General features: G+C 52.8%; 14 protein-coding genes. 4 read left to right on the forward strand and 10 right to left on the reverse strand.

The features are described from left to right. The 5 genes from CKL79_RS13930 to CKL79_RS13950 all read right to left on the reverse strand — a co-directional run. The coding region (locus CKL79_RS13930; protein WP_170944063.1) for an efflux RND transporter periplasmic adaptor subunit at window positions 1-1,384 on the reverse strand (1,384 nt) is incomplete at its 3' end. An 89-nt stretch (window positions 1,385-1,473) separates the two neighbouring features. Next, window positions 1,474-2,739: a ferrochelatase gene (locus CKL79_RS13935; protein WP_121970188.1), complete on the reverse strand. Its 1,266-nt coding sequence runs from the start codon at window positions 2,737-2,739 to the stop codon at window positions 1,474-1,476. 315 nt (window positions 2,740-3,054) lie between these two features. Further along, window positions 3,055-3,708, reverse strand: a complete 654-nt coding sequence (locus CKL79_RS13940) for a Uma2 family endonuclease (RefSeq protein ID WP_121970189.1) — start codon at window positions 3,706-3,708, stop codon at window positions 3,055-3,057. A 115-nt stretch (window positions 3,709-3,823) separates the two neighbouring features. Next, window positions 3,824-4,969: an aldo/keto reductase gene (locus CKL79_RS13945; RefSeq protein WP_121970190.1), complete on the reverse strand. Its 1,146-nt coding sequence runs from the start codon at window positions 4,967-4,969 to the stop codon at window positions 3,824-3,826. Between the two features lie 8 nt (window positions 4,970-4,977). Beyond that, window positions 4,978-5,469: a bifunctional nuclease family protein gene (locus CKL79_RS13950; RefSeq protein ID WP_121970191.1), complete on the reverse strand. Its 492-nt coding sequence runs from the start codon at window positions 5,467-5,469 to the stop codon at window positions 4,978-4,980. Window positions 5,470-5,800: 331 nt separating this feature from the next. Here CKL79_RS13950 and ribE point away from each other — a divergent pair, with 331 nt between their 5' ends. Continuing rightward, complete coding sequence (ribE, locus tag CKL79_RS13955; RefSeq protein WP_121970192.1) at window positions 5,801-6,490, forward strand: riboflavin synthase; 690 nt, start codon at window positions 5,801-5,803, stop codon at window positions 6,488-6,490. 21 nt (window positions 6,491-6,511) lie between these two features. Here ribE and CKL79_RS13960 read toward each other — a convergent pair whose 3' ends face one another. Then, window positions 6,512-6,982, reverse strand: a complete 471-nt coding sequence (locus CKL79_RS13960; RefSeq protein WP_240518861.1) for a pentapeptide repeat-containing protein — start codon at window positions 6,980-6,982, stop codon at window positions 6,512-6,514. A 253-nt stretch (window positions 6,983-7,235) separates the two neighbouring features. Next, window positions 7,236-8,903: a beta-carotene ketolase CrtO gene (crtO, locus tag CKL79_RS13965; RefSeq protein ID WP_121970194.1), complete on the reverse strand. Its 1,668-nt coding sequence runs from the start codon at window positions 8,901-8,903 to the stop codon at window positions 7,236-7,238. 852 nt (window positions 8,904-9,755) lie between these two features. Here crtO and CKL79_RS13970 point away from each other — a divergent pair. Then, entirely contained in the window at window positions 9,756-10,472 is a 717-nt protein-coding gene (locus tag CKL79_RS13970; RefSeq protein ID WP_121970195.1) for a TrkA family potassium uptake protein, read from the forward strand. Here CKL79_RS13970 and CKL79_RS13975 read toward each other — a convergent pair. Together CKL79_RS13975 and CKL79_RS13980 are read right to left on the reverse strand one after the other, a co-directional pair. Further along, window positions 10,429-12,063 carry a sodium:proton antiporter gene (locus CKL79_RS13975; protein WP_121970196.1) on the reverse strand — a complete coding sequence of 545 codons (1,635 nt, stop codon included), beginning with the start codon at window positions 12,061-12,063 and terminating at the stop codon, window positions 10,429-10,431. The two genes, CKL79_RS13970 and CKL79_RS13975, sit on opposite strands and share 44 nt — an antisense overlap. Window positions 12,064-12,111: 48 nt before the next feature. After that, window positions 12,112-13,014, reverse strand: a complete 903-nt coding sequence (locus CKL79_RS13980) for an ion channel (protein WP_121970197.1) — start codon at window positions 13,012-13,014, stop codon at window positions 12,112-12,114. On the opposite strand from CKL79_RS13980, the gene CKL79_RS13985 reads away from it, so the two are divergent. Next, complete coding sequence (locus tag CKL79_RS13985) at window positions 13,013-13,195, forward strand: hypothetical protein (RefSeq protein ID WP_121970198.1); 183 nt, start codon at window positions 13,013-13,015, stop codon at window positions 13,193-13,195. The two genes, CKL79_RS13980 and CKL79_RS13985, sit on opposite strands and share 2 nt — an antisense overlap. A 122-nt stretch (window positions 13,196-13,317) precedes the next feature. Further along, a complete protein-coding gene (locus CKL79_RS13990; protein WP_121970199.1) occupies window positions 13,318-14,187 on the forward strand; it encodes a peptidoglycan-binding protein in 870 nt (289 codons plus the stop codon). An 84-nt stretch (window positions 14,188-14,271) separates the two neighbouring features. Here CKL79_RS13990 and CKL79_RS13995 read toward each other — a convergent pair whose 3' ends face one another. After that, window positions 14,272-16,896 carry a DUF3536 domain-containing protein gene (locus CKL79_RS13995; protein ID WP_121970200.1) on the reverse strand — a complete coding sequence of 875 codons (2,625 nt, stop codon included), beginning with the start codon at window positions 16,894-16,896 and terminating at the stop codon, window positions 14,272-14,274. Window positions 16,897-16,924: the final 28 nt, after the last annotated feature.

Genomic DNA, 16,924 nt, shown 5'->3' on the forward strand with positions numbered 1-16,924 from the left:
CAGATGAGAAACACTTCTTGATTGCTGTCCTCGCTGATGGCTCATCAGCTACGAAGCGCTGATGAGCTTGTCCGTATCTTGGAATTTGGAATTGCTGGTCAATAAAGACGCGATCGCCTGCCGCTAACCCATCGAGCACCTGAATGCGATCGCCCACCTGAGATCCTAAAACCACCGGTTCGAGCTGCGCCTGTCCAGATTCTCCCGGTACAAGCACGCCCGTCTCTCCGCCCTGAGTGATAATGGCGACTGCGGGTACGACAAGCGCATCGGCTAGCTGCTCACCAATAAAGGCAACAGTGGTATTCATATTCGAGCGTAGCTGATCGGTGCCCGTCAGTAGCTCGATCCGCACTTGAAAAACAGTGACGTTTTGTCGTTCAATCGCTTCTGGCGCAATCAGCTGCACTTCTCCTTTAAAGGTCTCTTCTGGAAAAGCATCGGCCTGAATTTCGACAGCCTGACCAACTTTTATGCGGCTGATATCGGCCTCAGGAACTTCGGCAACCACTTCTAGACCGCTGGCGATCGCGACAATCGCTGTCGAAGTGGCAGAAGTTACCTCTGAAGCGGTGGCCGTCGGCGTCACAAAGGCGCCCTCAGAAGCAAATCGCTGGGTGACAATACCGTCAAACGGGGCGCGAATTTGAGTGTCATCGAGCTGAGACTGCACCGCCGCTAGCTGGCCCTGGGCATTGCGTAATCGGGCTTCGGCCTGGGCAATGGTTTCGACATCGCTGCCGTTTTGTTGATCGATCAGGCGCTGCTCGGCTTCGGCAAGGCGGGCGATCGCCTGATCAACCCCGGCCTGGGCACTGCGGCGATCGCTCAGAGCACTGTCTAGTTCACTGCGAGAAATTGCCCCCCGGTCGAAGAGGCTCTGGCTGCGAGCATTGTCTGCTTGGGAAAGGGAAAGGCGGGCCCGGGCATCGTCAAGCTGAGCGCGAGTTGCCGAGACGGAGGCTTCGGCCTGAGCAATATCAGTGGTGGAAGCCCCTCTTCTCGCTTCGTCAAGTTGAGCCTGGGCTTCGGCGACGCCAGCTCGACTCTGGGTTAGCTGAGCGTCAACTTGTTCGCGATTCATCTGGGCAATTAGCTGGCCCCGGGTGACGAGATCGCCCTGCTCCACATAGAGTTCTCGAACAGTCCCTGCCGACTTGGGACTGAGGTTGACAGTCCGTTCGGGCTCAACCCTGCCGCTAGCGGTAATCCGAACAGTGAGTTCAGTAGAGGCAACCGGGACAGTCAGAGCTTCCAGGTCATAGTTGGGGCCACGACGAGAGAGGGTGAAGGCGATCGCGCCGGCAGCGGCTAAGCCGATCAATCCCAAACCGATTAGCCAGGGCAAAGGACGCTTGATCCGACCGAAAAAAGGCAAACGCATGAGAGATAAACGCACGAATTAGAAAGGCTTGCCGGTTAGCGACCTAGCAAGCCTTTTCTTAGGATATCGGTTATGAACAGAGATCGCCTTTAGTGACGATGGCTAGGTTCTGCTGCCGCATGAGCATGACTCTTTTCGGCGTGATGCCCGTTAGCCTCGTGGCTATGACCGGCATGACTGTGCTCCCCATGACTGTGCTCCCCATGACTGTGCCCTGCATGGTGGTGAGAATGCGAATGCGCGTGGTCGTGATCAGCGGGCTCAGCGCCTCTGAGCTGCGGATTCACCGTCATCGGCTCAGCGTCTAAAAGCGCCTGAATATGGCTATCGGCCCAGTCTGCGACCATCTGCATAAATTTGGGATGGTCGTTGACACAGTCCATTTGCACGTAAGTGACTTCAGGGTGCTTGCGTCGCAGCTGATGAATGATGTGATCAACATCTAGCAGGGTCTCGTGATTTTCGGTGGCAAAGCCAATAGGCATAAATACCAGCGAAGTCGCGCCCAGGTCAATCAAATTTTTACCGGCTAGCGTCACATTGGGCTGAGTCCACTCAATCAGCGGCGTATCGTGGTTGAGCCAGCCGATGGAGATTAGCGGATACTTGTAGGTGAGCTTTTCGCGCACCGCGTCGTAGAGCTTCTGGCTCTCGTCGATGCCGGAGGTGAAGCCCTTGGCCTTGTGAGGACAGCCGTGGTTCATCAGCACAATGCCCGTTTGCGACGGTAAATGAGCCACTGCCAGCTGCTTTTCGATTTTTTCTTCAACCATGTCAGCTAGCAGGCTGATGTAGCGATCGCGATTGTAAAAAGAAGGAATATAGCGAGTGCCTTTCAACCAGTGCTCACCGCTGCCTGCGAGCTTGGTCAGCGCGTCGTTCACCTGCTCAACGGCGATGCCGCTAGTAAAGATAGAATCGACTACCAGCAGCGGATAGATCAGCAGTTTGCTAAAGCCTTCTGCCTTGATCGTAGTGAGCACCTGTTCGGGCAGATGCGGCGCACAGAAGTTAAAGGCTTTGAATACTTTGACGCGATCGCCCCAGCGCTGCTGCAAACATTCTTCTACGCCTGCCCGCTGCCCCTCAAAGATGGCGTTGTGAGGAGAGATAAACTGGTCGTGCTGGTGGCTCCACTCATGCAGATCAAAGACGGCTAGCAGCTTGGCCAGCGGCGGATATATCCAGGTCGGCACCGGGGCAAATTTTGCCGTCAGCAGGTTCAGCGCTTGCTCATTGTAGTTGGCAAAGTCTTCGTAGCTTTCGACTTCACCATAGCCCATGAGTAGGACGGCTACACGGTCGTCAGAGGCAGTAGTCGAATCAGCCGGGCGCTGGGTTTGAATAGCAGTCATATAGTTGTCTCGATGGTTGTCTTGGATCTAGGTCTAGCTAATGTTGATGGTTCTGCTTTTAATATACGTTTGATATTTTTTTCATGCTTACAGACTCATCTCTCATGACGATAGTTAAAAAGGATTACATTCAAGCTGACACTCAGAAAGCAAAAGTATCATAGCGTACTCAAAAGGTAGATGATACCGCTATTAGGTAGAAAAAAATCTGTAGTTTATGCAGGCGATCACCTGTACGACCCAGGTTTTCGGCGCTGCAAGCTCGATTATACAGCGATGGTAGGAAATTCCTAAGCTTCAGCGATTACCCGCCTGCTAATCAGTTGCAGACCGTACCCATTCCCGCAAATCCCGTTCTGCCTGCATTTCACTCTGACGAGCTGCTGCCAAAAACTCATACAGCTTTGCCTTTGGCACGGTTGCAAAGGTAGGGCTCACAGCCACTTCCTCGTAATTATCATTCTGCAAACAATAAACCCGCCAGGTTTTACCGTTGTACCGCCAAAATTCTGGAACGCCCAGCGCTGCATAAAGTCGCAGCTTATCAATATCGGTGTGAGTAATATCAACTTCTACAACCAGGTCAGGCGGTGGGTCTTGGTCAAAATCGACGTCGCGTCCAGCTACCAACGGCTGATTTTGAATGTAGTAAGCGTTGTCTGGCTCAGCCGACCTATCTAAAGTTTCTCGGTTCAGTGTGGTAGAGCCCATTGTTTTGAGATCCCTGCCAGATTCCATCACCAAAATCCGAATGAACAGCTCGATCAGTCTCGCTGAGAACTCGTGAATCTCAAGCGGCATTGTAACTTCTAGCGTTCCTTGAGCGTAGGCAAAACGGATGTTGCGGTCGTGGCTGAGCGTTTTTCGCAGCGTTTGATAGCGCTGCCAGTCGAGCGAGCGAAAGACGAAGCGTTTTTCGCCGACAGGCTGAGGGAGAGGCTGCGAGACAAGGGGCGTTGCGCTAACCATAAGGGCACGGAGCGATGAAGAGGCACGGAGCGATGAAGAGGCACGGAGCGACGAAAAGAAATTTCTATCATTTTAGTCCAATCTGACGAGTGACTATCTGGCTAAGACTATCTGGCTAATCGGTCTCTTCCCAGAGGCGTCTTCTCGGCTTTCCTTGCAGGCGTTGGTGAGTGTCTCGCAGCAGGGCGGGAATATCTAGCTGCTCGGGGCAGCGCGGCAAGCAGTCGCCGCAGTCGGTGCAGCGATCGCCCCGCCGACCCGGAAACCAATGCCCCGCCTTTTCAAACATGCCGTAACGATACTGGCCAAAGGCGCTCATGTCATAGGCCACCGCCAGGTTGCGCAGCCGCAGCACTTCTGGAATGTTGATGACTTCGGGGCAGGGCAGGCATTGGTGACACTGAGCGCAGCGATCGCTTCCCAACGCCTCTCGCTGGCTGTGATCTAACCGTTCAATCGCCTGCCGCTCGGCGGTACTCAGCGGCCCATCATTACCGGCTACTGTCAGCGGCCAGTCTAGCTCTGAAGGGATTGCTGGGCCAACGCTGAGCGTAGTAATGCGCGGGTCACTCAGCAGCCAGCGGTAATTTAGCAGCAGCGGGTCAAAAGGCGCACACAGCGCTTTTAGCTTCTCAGGCGGAGTGTAGAGCATCCCAGCTTTATCGGCTGGGGAGATGATAAAAACGCCCATATCTTGCTGGTGGGCCTGCTCTATTGCTGAGGCATTACGCTGAAAGAAATAGCTGTAGTGCAAATTGACAAAGGCAAAGGCTTGAGTGGCGATCGCCGCTTGAATCACGTCCAGCGGCCCGTGGGTCGAAAAGCCTAGATGCCGAATACGACCGTCAGCCTGAGCGCGAGCGATCGCCCCCAACATATGCGATCGCGCCCACTCCAGATGAGCCGCCGTATTGATGCCGTGAATCGCCAGACAGTCCAGGTAGCCAACGCCTAAGCGAGAGAGGGAACCGTCTATCGCTCTGTCAACCTGGTCGGCAGTGAGCGTCGGGGTGAGCTTGCTGGTGATGACTAGCCGACGGCGATCATGAGCAGCGATCGCCCGGCCCATATATGACTCACTGTCACCATAGGCAGGTGCGGTCTCTACGTGGTTGATGCCCTGCGAAATGGCTGCCTTCAGCACATCCGCTGCCGCTGCCGCTGAAGCAAATCGCATCGTGCCCAGAGAAAAGACAGACAGCCGCAGCTCAGTTTTGCCAAATCGGCGTTGGCGAAGCCTCTCCCTTGGAAAATCGCGCATCGGCTTTTTTATATAGAATGGCCCCGCTCGGCAAAGTCGGCGGGGCTAATATCAGAAAGAAAAGCGTGAAAGGCTTCTTTTTCGGCGGCGTCGGCCTCCTGATCGACCGGCATCGCCGCATCGACCACCACCTCCTCCATTACCCAGATCGGTGCATTCACCCGCAGCGCCACCGAAATGGCATCACTAGGCCGGGCGTCTAGCTCCTTCTTCTTCTTGCCTCTGCCAACGGTCATCACCGCGTAAAAGGTATTGTCTCGCAGCGCGTGAATAACGACCCTTTGCAAGGTCATATCCCAGGCCGTTAGCAGGTTGACCAGGAGATCGTGAGTCATGGGGCGAGTCGGCGTTTCCCCCTCTAGCACCGAGTTAATCGCCCGAGCCTGCTCTGGGGAAATAAAAATAGGTAGCTGCCGCCGCTGCGAACCATCCCGCAGCAAAACGATTGGATTACGACTTCCCGCATCGACGGCAATCCCAGCCACAGTCATCTCAATCATTGCCTAGCCCCTTAGATTCGCCAGAGAAACCTTCACTAAACAGACGCATACTCAGCAGACCTGCCTCCTCTATGCTCAAAAGCCCTACCAATAATCTTACTTTCAGGTAACCTTTAAATCCGTATCTGTTAATTCAGTGTCAACACAGCTAAGCTAGGAGCCGGTATGGCGCTTGGTTGCGGTGTTGGTATTTAAAGCCACAGGCAGCATTTTATATAGTCTAGGCTAAAGCGATTTTTGTCAGAATTCAGCGTAAGATAAAAAATCTTTATCGAAGACCAGACATTCGTAACGCTACCAACCGACCGAACAAATTGAGTAGTTATTTATCGTGTTTACAGGGTTAGTTCAAAGTCTGGGTCAATTGCAGCACCTGGGTCAATACCAGTTAAAGATTACCTGCCCTACGGCTAACGCCCCGATTTTAGTCGGGATCGCTTTGGGCGACAGCATCGCAGTTGACGGCGTTTGCCTGACGGTTGAGAAAATACTCCCCCAGGGATTCATCGCCTCAGCTTCTCCCGAAACCTTAGATAAATCAACGCTGGGCAAGGTGCTGGATAACGGCAAAGTCAACTTAGAGCCTTCGCTGCGGGTTGGCAGCAAAATCGGTGGCCATTTTGTCACGGGTCATGTAGACGGCATCGGCCAGCTAGACCGCGCTGAGCGGGTGGCTAATGCCTGGGAGATTAGCTTCAAGCAAGTCAGCCCGCTGGTGGCTCGATACATTGTCAACAAGGGCAGTGTGGCCGTTAATGGCATCAGCCTGACGGTCGCCGCATGCAGCCCCTCGGGTGACTGGTTCTCTACCGCTGTGATCCCGGTTACCTATGCCGAGACTAATTTGCCGTACTTGCGTCCTGGTGACTGGGTGAATCTGGAGGGCGATGTGCTGGGTAAGTATGTGGAGAAATTTATGGGCGATCGCACTCTCAGCCCCCATCATCTTCAAGACGGCATTGGCGAACCCTCAGAAGAACTGTCTATGGCATTCTTTGCAGAGCACGGCTACCTGTCTTAATCCCACTCAGGACAATGCAGCTTAAGGACAATACAGCGTCTCGCGGGTGTCTCGACCTGTGACTGGGTTAGTCCCACTCGCGACTTCACACAGCATGTTGTTAACTCGAGGGTCAAACAGTACGTCTGTAAAGTCAGCCCCTTCTACATTGGCATCACGAAAATTAGCGCTGATAACGTAAGCCCCTTCTAGAACGGCATCTTTGAGATTAGCTTTAATCAGCGTCGCACCGTCTAAAGTCGCACCTCTAAGATTGGCCCCTTCTAAGTTCGCCCGGTCGAGGTGAGTAGTAAACAGCCGCACCCCCTGTAGGTTTGTGTGGCTTAGATCTGCTTCTGTCAGGTCAGCGCGGGTGTAGTCGTTGTCAGTGAGGTCCTGTCCTGAAAAATCCTGCTGCCGCAAGTTCTTGCGATCAAAATTGGTAGCGTAGGCAGCTTGGCCGTCATTAACCGCGCCAAACGTCAGCCCTAACACCACTATCAAGATGGTCACGATTTGCCAGAGACGCCGCGCCTGAGCCAGGTGCCTTATCGCTGCCCAACTGCCTCTGAGAGCCTGCTGAATCTTTATCATCTGCTGCCTGTGCTACTCAACCGTAAAGCCAATCCTACCGAAGAAAAGGGATCACTTAGTCAAATATTCAGCAGATTGACACAATTGTAAGTGAGACCTTAACAGGAGGGAGGTAGTCAACAGGAGACAGTACCCAGAAATGTGCCTCCTGCTTCCTGTCTCCTACCTCCTCTTAACCAAAAAACGGTTTCCCCAGCTCCTGCAGTCGGTTAAGAATAGGCCGCTGCACATTTAGAAAAGTGCGAGCGCAGTTACGGCCTGGCATACCAGAAATAGCGCCGCCAGGATGGGTGCCTGCCCCGGTTAGAAAGAGTCCGTCGATAGGCGTTGTGTAGTTGGCAATCTCTGGCAGCGGCCGGAAAAATACCATTTGGTCGAGCGTCATATCGACGTGGTAGTAGTTGCCCTTATAAGCGCCGAGGCGATCGCCTAGCTCAGCCGGACTCTCCACATTTCTAGCGATGATTGACTGCTTGATATTCGGCGCATAGTCCGCAAACTTATCCATGACCCGATCAGCAACTTTATTCTTCAGCTCATCGGTCCAGCCGGTGCCCGCATAGCCTGTCCCCTCAGCGCCATGGATCTGATAAGGCGCAAAAAACTCCACCCAGAGCGTGTGCTTGCCCTCAGGGGCCATACTTGGGTCGCGCACAGTGGGCACCACCGCATAAAAAGAAGGGTCGTCGAGCGGAATATTGCCGATGGCAGGTTCTTGGTGGGCGATTTCGACCTGTCGTACCGAGTCGGCAATCAGCACAGAGCCAATCAAATACTCATCTCTATGGTTGTGATGCTCAAAGCGCGGCGCTTCTGAGAGGGCGCAGTCAATTCTCAAGATGGTTTCGTTATTATTGACAATCCTTCTGTCTAGGCGCTCTCTCAGGTCTTTATCGACAGCGGCCACATCACCTGCATCCATTAACTGCAAAAACACTCGCTTAGCGTCAATATTAGAAATCACGCCTAGCTTGGCCCGGTATTCGGTGCCGCCTTCTACCTCAACGCCAACGGCGCGTTTGTTGTCAACCAGTACCCGCTTCACATTTTGATCGGTAAGGACAACGCCGCCTTTGGCCTTCACCAGGTTTAAAAGGGACTGTACCAGCGCCCCGGTACCGCCTCGTGGCCTGGCCATACCCGGATTGTGCCGCATCGACATCATCATGCCGCCTACTGAAATAGTCTTTTGCGAAGGGGGCGCGCCAAATTCGGAGGCCAGCCGGGCAAGTGGTGCTCTGATGAATTCAGAGTCAAAATATTCCTCTAACAGGTCTTTTGGGCTAGTCAACATCGTCCGAATCAGGTCGAGCGATTTGTGAGGTCCGCCCAGAATGCTCAGTAGATTTTGAATGCTCTTAACGTCGTAGTTGCCCAAGATATCGAAGATGGCCTGAGGCGGCGCGTTGAATACGGGCTGAATCGCCTTGGTAAAGCGCTGCCAAAAGTCAATAAATTCTTCGTACTTCTGAGCATCGCGACGGTTAAACTGGGCAATTTCTGCGCAGGTTTTTTCGAGTGAACGGTGAGCTAAAAAGTATTTACCGTCGGGATGCGGGCAGAATACGGTAGGGTCACAAAACAGGTACTCTAAGCCGTACTTCTCCAGCTCTAGCTCTTCGACGACAGGGCCTAAGTGAATAAATTCATGGTCAATTGCGCAGCGGTTGAATTTAAATCCAGGGGCTGCTTCAGGCAGCGTTTCTTCAGTCGTGGCCGCACCGCCTGGAATTGATCGCTTTTCGAGCAGGGCAACCGTATAGCCCGCCTTTAGCAGATAGGCCGCGCAGACCAGGCCATTGTGCCCGGCCCCGATAATGACAACGTCGTAAGTTTGCATAGCAGAGCTTCCTAAGCGTAGAGAAGAGCAGGCTCGAAGCCGCTTATGCTTTCTTAACAAAAACTCTTTGGCGTTAGAGTCTGTCGCGGTGTATAGATGTTGTCAATCATTGGGCCAGTGCTTATCAACCCGGCAAAGCGACAGGCAATCGCTGTCGCTTTGTGCTTCAACTATCTATGGCTTTCGTCTATCTGGGCGTGATCGTGAACTTTGCCATTTCCCATACCCAGGCCGCTGCTCAGTTCGCTAGTACCCGGTGACTGACGCGACTTACTAAACGGGTGAATAATATTGAGTTAAAATTTACTAGTCAGGCTTAACTTGACAATGCCCTTTCAACGACTGCTTGATAGTGGCTTTGCAGAGTTTGTCTGAGGGCTGTATTGCAAAAGTGGAATAGAGTCGCTGAGTCGCTGACGTTCTTTCTGGACACCCAGAAAACCAACCCTGAACAAGAAAGGTTGCTGAAAAAACTAAGGCCCGAACAGCTACCTGCTTGTTCGGGCCTACTATCAAGCAGGTGACTAGCAAGCGGATGGTCAGAAAAAGCAGATGCGGTGGACATAGAAGGGGGCATATCTGCTCCTGTAAGCCAGATGCGACCTAGATAGCGACTAGCGGACTAAACTTTTGTCAGTTAATCGGGTTATAACCTATCCGTCACAACACACTTTCAGCGTTATGGCCCAATCTTGCAAGAATTGGGGCGTGAGTCAATTAATGTCACACTAGTTAAGAAAGCCAATTTAGTAGTTAAAAGCGCCCTCAATCCTTATTTATAAGCACCCTTAACTATTTGGAATGCTTATAGTGATAAATCTGTGATGTTTGTTCTGAGGTTGATAGTCAGGTATGTATATTTTAATTGGCGGGGCTGGACTGATGGGATTGGGTTTAGCTCAGCAGTTATTAAAACTCGATCATACGGTTGCAATCATTGATATAGACCCGCTCGCCTGTCGCTTTGCACGCGAAAAAATCGGAGTGATGGCATTTGAGGGTAGTGCAGTTAGCACTACGGTTCTTCTTGAAGCAGGCATTCGCCAAGCCGATGCGGTTGTTGCAACTCTGAGAAATGATGCGTTAAATCTGGCATTGACTACCTTATCTAGAAGCTATGGTATTTCTCATATTGTTGTGCGGATGCGCAATCGTGAATTTATAGAAGCCTATCGTTTGGCTCAAGCTAGCCACATCATCAACACAGTTGACTTAGCGGTCACAACCATGGCAAATGCCATTGAATACCCCGAAGTTGAGTCAATGATGCACTTTGAGCAAGGGCAAGTGGAAGTGCTAAAACTCCCTGTCCCTGGCGATTGCTATGTAGCAGGTCGCACCGTTGCCCAGATTTCTCAAGACCCGCGTTTCCCCAACAGTTCTCTGATCATTGGCTATCAATGCCATGTTTGTGCCAACCTAGAGATTCCCAATGGTAGCACCGTGCTTGAAGCTAACTCGACTATTCTAGTTGTCACTCGCCCTGAACTAGTCCATCAAGTTATTGATTACATGGGCATTCACGCTAGTCATCTTCCAACGATAGAAGTTTCTCATCCAAATCTTTGATGTAAGGCTGCACCAGATCTTCTGGAACAATGCGTTTGCGGAGCGCATCGTTCATGGCTCCCTTTTCTGCTAGAAGCAATCGCCGTCGAATTGCTTCTAGCCCGCTACGATCGCTTTTCAGTTGTCCTGCTCGATATTGATTATAAAAATCACGCAGCACCCTTTCAGACTCAGCCACTCGTGCTTGATAGGAAGCCCATAGTTCCTCATAAATAGCCTTTGGGAGTACGCCCGATTTTAGTAAACTATCCAGTTCGTCTTGAGCTGCCTTTGCTGCAATCAACTGAACCTGTAGCTTCCCTGATTGTTCCGTCACCTCTGAAACGCGGCTGATTTTTAGCCGTTTTATCAACCAGGGCAAACTTAATCCTTGTCCTACTAGAGAGAACAGAACTGTGCCAAAAACCAGTTCAATGATGTCATTCCGTCCAGGCAAGGCCAGCGGAATACTGAGCGCTAAGGCCATGGACAAAGAGCCTTTTATATTTCCTAGAAACAAAACATGCTGCCAGCGCAAAGGAACGGGGCGATCAAAGAATTGTAACCCTGCTAACAAGGAGTAAACAGAGAGCGCTCGTCCCAATTGACACGCCAGAATAACCAGCAAGATAGATGGCAAACTGCCCCACAGCATAACTGGATTAATCTCGATACCGATTAACAGGAAAATGAACGTGTTGACCCCGAAGCCAGCATAATCCCAAAAACTTACTAAAGTAATGTGATCGGAAGCCGAGGAACTACGAGGAAGCCCAAGATTGCCAAAAATGAGTCCAGCAATGACGACAGCCACCGCCCCTGACACCCCTAAAAACTGGCCGACCTGAAATGTTCCTAGTGCTAAGGCAACCGTCAGCAACAGACTACTCAAAGGGTCATGAAGACGGATAAATATTGGCAAACTCAAGTAGCCTGAGATGGCCCCCACCAGTCCTCCCCCTAAAGCGACTGTCAGTAGCTCCTTTACTCCTTCTGCGACAGTGAGAGACCCTGTTGCATAAACAATCAAAATTAAATTGAAAGAAACCAGCGCAGCGGCATCATTGAACAGAGTTTCTCCCTCGACAATAGTGGATAAACGAGAGGGTACACGGATGTCTTTAAAGACGGCAATCATTGAAACAGTATCTGTACTTGCCAGAATAACTCCGATTAACAACGCGGGAATCCAGGCTATTCCTAGCCCAAACTTGACTAGAGCCGCGATAATTGCTGCGGAAAGGATTGAGCCTAGACTTGCTAGAAGCGCGATCGGCTTAAAGGTGCTGCGAAGACGGCTGATATCAGTATTGATTGCGGCTTCAAAAATTAAAATAGGAAGGAAGAGATTTAACACCAGAGACGGGTCTAACCCAAGTTGGCGTGATAGCAGGTCTGTTGTAATGGGTAAACCGGCTAGAACCAACCCTGCCACATAGGGAATTCGCAGTCGCTGGGTCACAAGGGCCACAACCGTTGCAATCATGAGCAGCACGATTAAGATAATGACTATTTCCGGAACGGGGCCTGTCGCCTGGCTCTCTAGAGAGGGATTATTGCCCAAAGGCGTTTGCTGGACTAGGATCCAGTTCATCATCGATACTCCTCCCATAAACTTGCTTTTCTTAAAGGAATTTAAGAGACTAACTACCGTTTGAGTCTACAGGAGAGGGCTCGCTTCGCTAGTAGGTGTAACGTTGAAGTCGATAACGCGCCTGCCGTGGGAGCCAGTCAGCAAAATGTCGGCAAAGCGGTAGCCCCAGTAAATGTCTTCGGCGGTGAAGGTATGGCGGGCGTGAATGGTTTGGGCCAGGCTTTCATCTAGACCCGTGAGCGTGACAATAATTTCAGCGCGATCGCGTCTTAGGGTCTCAGCCGTATCGCCATCGAGCAGTCCGCCGGGAAAGATCTGGTGCATTGCCGTCCAGGATAGGCTGAATACAGGTGTGTGCGATCGCATGAGCGAAATGTCGTGAAATCGCCGCATAAAATCACCCTCGTCGCTATATTCATCGCGCACCAGCGTCACCCACAGCTGGGCTTCTAAAATGTAGTTTTTACGCTTATTGGCCGTGCGAAACATCAGCGTCGGCACGCTATTGAAGGGGGCAATCACCGCCACATTGCTAAAGAGAATGCGCGCCGTAGGCAGCGAGAAGCGCGCAAACACAAGCCCTGTTGTCGTCGCAATAAAAAACAGGCTTACCAGCGCTTCGATGACTACCAGCGAATGCGCGTACAAGTTTGTCGGATACATCGCGCCATAGCCAATAGAGGCCATGGTTTGCACGCTAAAGAAAAACAGGTCTAAAAAATACCCTGGCTCATTTTCGCCGACGGTAGCAATGCCGCCACCAATGCTATAAGCCAGGGCAAATAGCGCATTTACCAATAAGTAGAGTATGCAAGTGAGGCTGGCGAAGGCTGGCCACGGCATTGTCAGCAGCAGATGGTACACATCATCCCAGCAGGAATGCGGATCGCCGATCCGCTCGATTTCTGGGTAGGCGCGATCGCCGATAAAAAAGCGTCTTGAGGCGCGTCGAAGCTGAGGCCGAAACATGGTCTCTCCTGAAGCAGATGCGTTAAGCAAAAAAAATACTGCGAAATTAGCCCTTGAACGTACCAATCTTCGTAAGCTGGCTGGCAACGTTAGTTCGCTGACAAAGTTGCTCTATTCAACTGCACCCTTTGAGGCTACTGACAAAGCCGCAGCTTACTCTAAAGATAGCAACTGCGCCTGATTTGTTACAGGCAGGCTATGCTCTGAGGCCGACTTCAGTAGCCGTACTGGCATAGAACGTCCATAGTTTGACGCGCGAATAGGTGATAATGACTAAAATTCTGATGGAGGCTTTTAGTCACTATGAAGCAGTTTGCTGTTCGCAGTTTGGGTTGGGGTGTCGGCATCCTAGCCATTGCTCAGCTCCCCGTGCTGGCTAGCAACCCCCCGTCAGCCGATGCTCAACAGGCCATAGACCCACTGATTTTGGAGCACACTGCCGTCAGGCGATCGCTGCCAGATCAGCCTCAGCTACTGGCAGTTGCCCTAAGCAGCCGCACGCTGCGCGTGGGCGATTTTGGCACAGATGTTCGCAGCCTGCAGCGCTTTTTAGGCCGCAACGGACTCTACCCATTTGCAGTCGATGGCAAATACGGACAAGACACGGTTGAGGCCGTAGCGACTTATCAGCGCATTCGCGGCCTGTCAGCGACGGGCATCGCCGACGAAGAAACTCTCGCCGATATGGACTTTGATTTTTTACCGGCGGCAACGCCGACTGCCGTAGCAACCCCGACAGCAGCTAGCCAGTCGCCTTCTCTGCTATCGGGGAATCTGGTGCCCGGCAGTACTGGCAGCGATGTGATTGCCTTGCAGCAGCGGCTCAATCGGTTTGGCATTCCTGTCTTTGTAGATGGCGTCTATGGGTTTGAAACGCAGCAGGGTGTGCGCACCTATCAGCGGGTGCAGGGGCTGAACGTTACCGGCAATGCTGATAGCGCAACGCTAGAGAGGATGGGGTTTGTCGCGCCTAACTACCCCTATGTCGCTGCTGTCATCGCCGACGAATCTCAGCTGGCTAGCGTACGAGAATTCTTCCCTGATGCCTTTGTAGATCGCAATCGCCGGGGCCGGTTTATTAATATTGGCAGCTTTGGCGATCGCTTCCCAGCCGAAGCCCGAGCCAATGCCGCTACGGCTAGAGGGTTTTCGACTCGGGTACTCTATCGTTAATGAGCAATAGTGCGTCAATGGGCAAATAGTGCGTCAATGGGCATAGTGGGCACAGCGGGCGCTAAGTGGCACTTGATTTGCTCACTAGACTGACCCGATGGCTTTAGCATCCATTCGCAGAGCGTAGCCCAGTCGCATCAGCAAGTTCCAAACGGGCGTGGTCTGATCGGTCGCAATCTTTGCCTGGTCGGACCGAACGCGAGTCAAGAAGTCGTAGTACAGCTCCTGCACCCGGTAGAGAGCCAGCGGCAATCTGAGCTGGTAGCCCAACACAATCAGCCGCTCTAGCCCCTCGACTGCGGTTTCTAATTCACGGTGTCTGTCAGGAGCGGCAATCTGTAACGTCTGCGAGAGCCCCTGCCAGATCAGTCGCTCTAAGATCGGCTGGCTCCCAGGCAATTTCAGCTCGCAGCGGAAGTGATGGGCCTCGGTAGCGATGCCCTCTAACTCAGCAACGCGACCGACGGTAATCTTAAGCAGGTCACCGCCAGGTTCTGTGATGTCTTGCTCTAGAGAGCGGATAATCTCCAGCGCCCGGTGGCTCAAGGTGATATCGGCTGCGACCTGCAGCGCCTGGGGTACGGTAATGCGATCGCGGTGAAAAGCCATCAGCACGCCGTAATTTTCCCGATAGACCTGTTCGTAAAGCTGATCGAGACGCTGCAGCGTTTCCTGGCTGAGCTGCTGCATAATCCGCTGACGCTCCTCGGCAAACAGATCTTGCAGCGTATAGGTGCGGCCAAACTGCTGATTGATCGCCAGTACGCTCTGGGCAATGCTGTTGCTGGTAAAAGCGGCAATGGTCGCGGCCTTGGCTTTGCTATAAGCCGCCCGGCTAGGAAATGCCTGAATGCCGCAGTGAAAGTCCCAGCCGCCCAGGTGCAAAACTGCAAAGGCCAGCGTGGTCTGATCCTGAGTCATCGTCGAAATCACCTGCACCTGGCCGATAGCCATCGTCAGCGTTCCTAAAGGCTGCTGATAGTAGTCCTGGCGGCGCAGCGTGTAGCAGTAGAGGGGCTGCTCAGTTCGGTAGGTGCTAAACAGTGATCCCATCGCATAGTGGGCGACTACTTGCTCCAGACTGACGCTGGCGGGCTGCACTTGCTTGAGGTATACACCCGCCCCGGTTTTGAAATAATCTACGTTACTTGGCGCTTGCTCTAGTCGGCCAATAAATTCTGCTTCCAGGCTGATCCCCGATACGGCTTCAGCCAGCTCCATCGCCCGAGCCGCATAGCACAAAATCTGAGTCCCTTCGGGCCGTGAGATTTCATCAAAAAACCAGCCGCAGCTGGTGTACATCAGCAGGGTATGGCGCTGCATTTCTAGCAGTCTGAGGGCGGCTGTGCGCTCGGCGCTGGTAAGCAGATGCAGCTGGTGGTCGGCAAAGAATTGGTTAAGCGATCGCGCGCTGCGATCTCCCACTACGCTGATGTAGCCATTGCGAGCTTCCCAAGGGTCTATCAGCAGATCGGCACTGGCCTTTTCATAGAGGCGGCAAAGGCGATCGCGCAGCCAGTCTAAAGCTTCTCTAAGGGGAGCACGCCACTGCTGCTGCCAGCCACCGCCACCACCGCAGCCACAGTCGTGCTGCCAGCGATCTACGCCGTGAGAACAGCTCCAGGCCGTAACAGGTTTGAGCTGCACCTCCCAAGTCGGTGGTTGCAAACTCAAATAGTGGGCGTAGCTGGTCACCTGCCAGCCTCGGGCAGGAAACTCATGTGTTAGCGCATAGGCCAGGGTCTTTTCGGTGCCCTGACGATGGTGGCCAAAGGTCTCGCCATCGGTGGCGACGGAGACGAGCTGCGATCGCTCCTGATCTCCCCCGCTGTAGTGCTCGGACTGATGAGAATGCTCATCCTGCCCCGCGTCTGGCCTGACGGCTCGGCTCAGCCGGTCAGCAAACTGCTGCGAGGAATGCAAAATATCGTCAAACCCCATATCGCCAGAGATGGGGCCATCGTAAAAGAAAATATCTATATAGTTGCGGCCATTGGGCTGCTCTGGCAAAAAGCAGCGGTAGGGCCGTCTAGGATCGATCTCGCCATGCTCTACCATCTGCCAGTTATCATAGCCATCGGCCCGGCCAAATCGCCGACAGCGAGCCGCCTGAGAGGGCGCTAGCACAATAAACCGAATGCCCTCACTGACCAGCACCGTCAGGCTGTCGTTATCGACCGCCGTTTCAGCCAGCCACATACCTTCAGGATCACGGCCAAACCGCCGCTGAAAATCAGCGATCCCCCAGCGAACTTGGGTGACTTTATCGCGGTGATTAGCCAGCGGCAAGATGATGTGGTTATAGGCTTGCGCAATCGCATTGCCGTGACCTGAATGGCGATCGCAGCTGCGCCGGTCAGCCTCTAAAATGCGCTGATAGGTCTCTAGATCGTGGCGTTCTAACCAGCTCATCAACGTCGGGCCAATATTAAAGCTGATGTGCTCATAGTTGTTGACAATGCTGGCGACCTCGCCCTGGTCGTTGAGGATGCGGGCAAAGGCGTTGGGCCGGTAGGACTCGTGTAGAATCCGCTCATTCCAATCATGAAACGGGGCCGCACTCGACTGCCTACCTACTGCGTCTAGAGAGGGGTTTTCCCGAGGCGGCTGATAAAAGTGCCCATGGACGCAGATATAGACCCCTGTGGCTACCGACTGAGTAGGCTCATCCACGCTCTCTACAGTAGAGACTGACTGAGGCTTAATCATAAATTGTCAAAGGTTGAGAAGATGAATC

Origin of the sequence: Leptolyngbya sp. BC1307, from assembly GCF_002286735.1 — a bacterium.
In the GTDB taxonomy this organism is placed as follows: Bacteria; Cyanobacteriota; Cyanobacteriia; order Phormidesmidales; family Phormidesmidaceae; genus Phormidesmis.